Source organism: Longimicrobiaceae bacterium (genome assembly GCA_035936415.1).
Taxonomy (GTDB): Bacteria; Gemmatimonadota; Gemmatimonadetes; order Longimicrobiales; family Longimicrobiaceae; genus JAFAYN01.
The window spans coordinates 1-3,934 of the sequence record DASYWD010000368.1 but is presented as its reverse complement, the minus strand read 5'-3'; the positions used below and the strand labels follow the sequence as shown (position 1 = coordinate 3,934).

The following is a 3,934-nucleotide window of genomic DNA, read 5'->3' as shown; positions in this document are numbered from 1 at the left end:
CCGGTTCCGGCGGCGGTCAGCGCGGAGAGACGACCGCCCGCGGGAAGCGGGACGGCTGCCAGCGCTCGCGCGGGGTGATCGCGCCGATCCCGGCGCCGATCCCGCCACCCAGCAGCCCCACGCCGACCGCCCCGAGCGCCGCGGAGGTCGCGACCCCCGTGGGGAGCTCGCTGGCGAGCTGCGCTCCGACGATCACCCCGAGGCCGAACCCCAGGAAGCCGCCCCAGGTGCTCCCCCGGAACGCCCGCGCGCCCCGGTTCCTGCCGAGGCTGACCTCCGCGGACTCCACGAGGGAGAGGCGCATCCACCGCTCCGACGCCGGATCGGTGGACCGGAGGTGCACCCAGCCGGAGTCCGCGGACACCACCGTGCCGCTGATCTTGTCGGCCGAAAGCACGGGCGCGACGATGCGGACCCGGGCTCCGGGCGCGAGGAGGGGCGCCGGCTGCTGCTGTGCGGCGAGGGCGCCGGGAAGGGCCAGGGCGAGCCCGGCCACGAGGGCATAGACGTGTCTCATGTTCGCTGCGGTTCGATTTTCGGATACGACGGGAGGCGGATACGGCGGGAGCGGCAGAGGCCCGCGCAGTCTGGAAGGGCGGACCGGCGCCTGAAATCTAGCGCTGGCGGGCGCGGCGTCAATGCCGCGGCAGGAGAACGGCTACCCGTGCGAGCAGCCGCACCCACCTCCGCAGCCGCCCTTCTTCTCCTTCTTGCCCACTCCCACCGCCGCGAGGGCGCGGCGGCCCAGGTACAGGGCGGCGCCGGCGAGGCTGCCGGCCACCACGAGCGTCTGCAGGATCTGCGCGTCCATCGCCGCCTCCGTTCAGGCGCCCAGGCCGAGCGCGAGCCCCACCCGGTACACCAGGAAGGCGGCGCCGTAGGCCAGCGCGAGCATGTAGCCGAACTGGAAAGAGGCCCATTTCAGGCCCTCCCGCCCCCCGCCGGTCTCCCGGTGCACCACCGCCACCGTGCTCGCGCACATGAGCGCGTACACGTAGAACACCATGAGCCCCACCGCCACCAGCGGGGAGTACACCAGCGCGCCCGTGCCGGCGTCGCGCTCCCCGAGGAGCCGGTCCCGCAGGACCACGGACGACTCGTCCGCCTCGCTCCCCACGCCGTAGATGGTCCCCATGCTGGAGACGAACACCTCGCGCGCCGCGAACGAGCTGAGGATCGCCACCCCGATCTTCCAGTCGTACCCCAGCGGCTGCACCGCGGGCTCGATCACGCGCCCCATCCGCCCCAGCACGGAGTTCTCGAGCTGCTGCTCCTGCGCGACCTCGTCGGGGAGGCCGGGGGCGGGCTCCGTCTTCGGGTAGGTCGCCAGCGCCCACAGCACGATGGTGATGGCCAGGATCACCGTCCCCGCGCGCCGCAGGAACATGCTCACCCGGTGCCACACGGTGGTGAGGAGCACCCGCAGACGGGGGAGGCGGTAGGGCGGGAGCTCCATGATCATGGGGCGCACCTGCCCGCGGAGCAGGGAGCGCTTGAAGATCGCCGCGACCGCCAGCGCGCTCACCGTGCCCAGCAGGTACATCGCCAGCAGGGTGATCCCCTGCAGGTTGAAGATCCCGGCGACGGCCACGGAGGGGATGAAGGTGCCGATCAGGAGCGTGTAGACCGGGATCCGCGCCGAGCAGCTCATCAGCGGGAGCACCATGATGGTCGCCAGGCGGTCCTCGCGGTTCTCGATGGTCCGCGTGGACATCACTCCCGGCACCGCGCAGGCGTAGCCGGAAAGGAGGGGGATGAAGCTGCGCCCGTGCAGCCCCACGCCGCGCATGAAGCGGTCCATGATGAACGCCGCCCGCGCCATGTACCCCGTGTCCTCCAGGAATCCCAGGAAGAGGAAGAGGATGGTGATCTGCGGGAGGAAGACGAGCACCGACCCCACCCCGGCGATGACCCCGTCCACCACCATGCTGCGCAGGTCGCCCTCCGGGAGGAGCGCCCCCACCGCCGCCCCGAGCGAGGCGAAGCCCCCCTCGATGGCCCCCATGACCGGCTCCGCCCAGGAGAAGACGGACTGGAACACCACCGCCATCAGCGCCAGGAAGATCAGCGGGCCCCAGACGCGGTGCAGCACCACGGCGTCGATCCGGTCGGTGGCGGTCCTGCCGCGCTCACCCTCGCGGCGCACGGCGGCGTCCACCACCTCCGCGATCCACCCGTAGCGAGCCTCCGCCTCCAGGCTGCGCGCGTGGATCCCGGTCGCCTCCAGGCGCGCCTCGGCCTCCGCGACCGCCTCCTCCAGCCCCGGCACGCCCGCCAGGTGACCCTCCGCATGCGGCACCGCCAGGAGGCGCAGCGACTCCATCGCCGCCGCCCCGGGGGTGAAGCCCGCCTCCCGGAGCCGCGCCTCGACCGGCTCCAGCGCCTCCACGGCCTCGCCGGGGAGCGCGAAGCGGCGCTCGGGGCGGGGGAGCCCGCGCGCGCCGCGGACGGCGCGCTTCAGCACGTCCAGCCCCTGGCCCCGCGTCGCCACGGTGGGGACCACCGGCGCGCCGAGCTGCAGCGTCAGCTCCACCGCGTCGATGCGGAGCCCCGCGGCCTCGGCGGCGTCCACCTGGTTCAGCGCCACGACGGTGGGGAGCCCCAGCTCCAGCACCTGGCTGGCGAGGAACAGGTTCCGCTCCAGGTTCTGCGCGTCCAGCACGACCACCACCGCGTCCGGCGCGGGGACGCCCTCCACCCGGCCCAGGAGCACGGCGAGCGCGATCTCCTCGTCCGGCGACGACGCGGAGAGCGAGTACGTCCCCGGCAGGTCGATCACCGTGACGACCCGGTCGGGGCCGTCCGCGTAGCGGCCCTCCACGCGCTCCACCGTCACCCCGGAGTAGTTCCCCACGCGCTGCCGCATCCCGGTCAGCGCGTTGAACAGGGTGCTCTTCCCGGTGTTCGGGTTGCCGATCAGCGCCACACGCGACACACCCCCGCCGTGCGCGGAGGGCGCGGGCGAGGGTGCGGGAGGGGCCGGGACCTTTCCGGCGTCCAGTACTTCCATCTATTCCACCGTGATGTGCTCTGCTTCGGCGCGCCGGAGGGTCAGCATGTAGCCCCGGAGCCTCACTTCCATCGGGTCGCCCAGCGGTGCCGTGCGGATCACCTCGAGGGTGGTGCCGCGGATCAGCCCCAGGTCCATCAGCCGTCGGACCGCGTCCGCGTCGCCTGCCACCGCCGTCACGCGTCCCCGCTCGCCGGGGCGCAGCTCCGCGAGCTTCCGCGCCAACTCAGGACCCCAGCGGCAGCACCCGGATGGCGGATGCCAGCCCGGAGCCCAGCGCCAGGCGCGAGCCCCGCACGTCCAGGAGCATCCCGTTCCGCGAGTCCACCACCGTCACGCAGGCGCCCTCGAAGAGGCCCAGGCTGCGCAGCCGGCTCGCCTCGGCGCTCTCGCACTCCATCCCGAGCACCGCCGCGCGGCAGCCGGTGGCGCACGCGGAGAGCGTGCACGAGCCGCAGCCGGAGTCGGCCCTGGCCGGGGTGCGTCGTGCGAGCTCGAGGAGGCGCTTCAGCATCGAACGTGGCGGCGGTTTCTGGACGAGCTGAGAATGAGTTTCAATCGGCCCCAAGTATAGGCCGTGGCGCGCGGCCGCGCAAGCGTGGCGTCCGGGGTTGCCGGGGGCGGCGCGGAGCGGATACGATACTCTGCCCGCGCGGCCCGGCGGCGCTCCCCCCTACCCGCACCGACTCCCGATGCAGTCCCCCCGTCCCACCATGCGGCTGACCGGCTCGCTGGTCGCCCAGTTCTTCCGCTTCCGCTGCGAGCGCCAGCTCCGCTACGACCTGGTCCCGGAGGGGGAGCGGGAGGGGACGGAGGTGCCGCGCGCCAACGCGGACCCGGAGCGCGGGCCGATGGTGGGGCCGCGCCCGGGGGCGGAGGCGCTGCTGCGCGCCGGCCGCCGCTGGGAGCGCCGCAAGCTGCGGG

Annotated in this window: 6 protein-coding genes; 1 reads left to right on the top strand and 5 read right to left on the bottom strand. The window is 73.8% G+C overall.

The window, feature by feature from the left end:
- Positions 1-16: 16 nt before the first annotated feature.
- The 5 genes from VGR37_14895 to VGR37_14875 form a co-directional block, all read right to left on the bottom strand.
- Positions 17-517 (bottom strand): hypothetical protein, encoded by a 501-nt coding sequence (locus tag VGR37_14895; protein ID HEV2148689.1) that lies wholly within the window; start codon positions 515-517, stop codon positions 17-19.
- A gap of 141 nt (positions 518-658) precedes the next feature.
- On the bottom strand, positions 659-811 hold the full coding sequence (locus VGR37_14890; protein HEV2148688.1) for a hypothetical protein: 153 nt from the start codon (positions 809-811) through the stop codon (positions 659-661).
- Positions 812-823: 12 nt separating this feature from the next.
- Entirely contained in the window at positions 824-3,010 is a 2,187-nt protein-coding gene (gene feoB, locus VGR37_14885) for a ferrous iron transport protein B (protein ID HEV2148687.1), read from the bottom strand.
- The gene (locus VGR37_14880; protein HEV2148686.1) at positions 3,011-3,235 is read right to left on the bottom strand and encodes a FeoA family protein; all 225 of its coding nucleotides are present in this window, start codon (positions 3,233-3,235) and stop codon (positions 3,011-3,013) included.
- 1 nt (position 3,236) lies between these two features.
- Entirely contained in the window at positions 3,237-3,524 is a 288-nt protein-coding gene (locus tag VGR37_14875; protein HEV2148685.1) for a FeoA family protein, read from the bottom strand.
- A gap of 178 nt (positions 3,525-3,702) precedes the next feature.
- On the opposite strand from VGR37_14875, the gene VGR37_14870 reads away from it, so the two are divergent.
- Positions 3,703-3,934: hypothetical protein (locus VGR37_14870; protein ID HEV2148684.1), on the top strand; the 232-nt coding region annotated here is incomplete at its 3' end.